Here is a 1,114-nt window from a genome sequence, read left to right on the forward strand (position 1 = left end):
GGCCATAGCAAACGCATACACAAAGTTTGCTTGGCGTACCATTGCCGATAACGAAGAGTTCACCCCCAACCATAATGCCAGTGCACCGAGCGCTAAATAAGGGTAGAGAATTAACTGAGTTAAAAGCAATATGCCAAATAAACCGCCCACTATGGTGCCTATTATTTGGCATATTGCTTTTTCAATAACCAATCCGCTTTGCGGGCGTAATTGCAAAAAAATAGCCGAGACTAACGCCCAATAAGGCCTTTCAAGATTAAGCGACATAGCAATAGTGAGCGCCATCACCATGGCTATAACGCCCTTAGTCGCAAAAATAATTGCCTGTTTTTTAGGAAAAAACAAATTTTGTAATACAACGCCCACTGTATTCCCCTTAACGTGTAGCGAGATGTATAGTGGCGGTCATTCCTGCGCTAAGCTGTGTATTTTCGGGCAACGAATCTAACTTAATATCAACAGGTATACGCTGTGATAAACGCACCCAATTAAATGTTTGTTGCACTTGCGGTAAAAGCTGACCGTTACTTTGTGTATTCGTATTTGCAATGGCTTTACCTACACTCACTACATGCCCTGTTAATTGCTTACCACCACTTAAAAGGGCTATTTTAGCTTTTTGATCAGGATAAATAAGCGGTATTTTACTCTCTTCAAAGTAACCCGTTACATAAAATGAATCTGACTGAACAATAGCAAAAACAGGTGTGCCTTGAGCAACATAGTTACCTTGGCGTAAATTCAAATTAATTATTTGCCCTGATGCAGGCGCAACAATTTTAGTTCTGTCAACATTTAACTGCGCAATTGTTTGCTCTGTCTTGGCTAGGTTATAATTTGCCTCAGCAATTTTAGTATTAATACGTGTTGATTCTAGCGTTTCTTCACTAATTGCCTGTTGAGTGTTTAGCTCAACACGTCTTTCGTATTTATGTTTAGCAAGTTCCCATGTATACAATGCGTTTTCTGTGTTTGCTTTACTTTTATCAAGCGCTGCTTGATAACGCTTTTTATCAACATTAAAAAGTACTTCGCCTTTTTGTACGTTTTGACCATCTTTAATATTTAAAGCAGTTACCCAACCCGACACGTCTGGAGCAACCGTGACAATATC

The 1,114-nt window shown here is 39.5% G+C and carries 2 protein-coding genes; both read right to left on the reverse strand.

What is annotated here, in order from left to right; all coding sequences use genetic code 11:
* Positions 1 to 366, reverse strand: a 366-nt coding sequence (locus L652_RS0103315) for an FUSC family protein (RefSeq protein ID WP_029770144.1), incomplete at its 3' end; no start/stop codon positions are given.
* A 10-nt stretch (positions 367 to 376) separates the two neighbouring features.
* The coding region (locus L652_RS0103320) for an HlyD family secretion protein (protein WP_024603285.1) at positions 377 to 1,114 on the reverse strand (738 nt) is incomplete at its 5' end.

Source organism: Pseudoalteromonas sp. TB25, assembly GCF_000497995.1.
In the GTDB taxonomy this organism is placed as follows: Bacteria; Pseudomonadota; Gammaproteobacteria; order Enterobacterales; family Alteromonadaceae; genus Pseudoalteromonas; species Pseudoalteromonas distincta.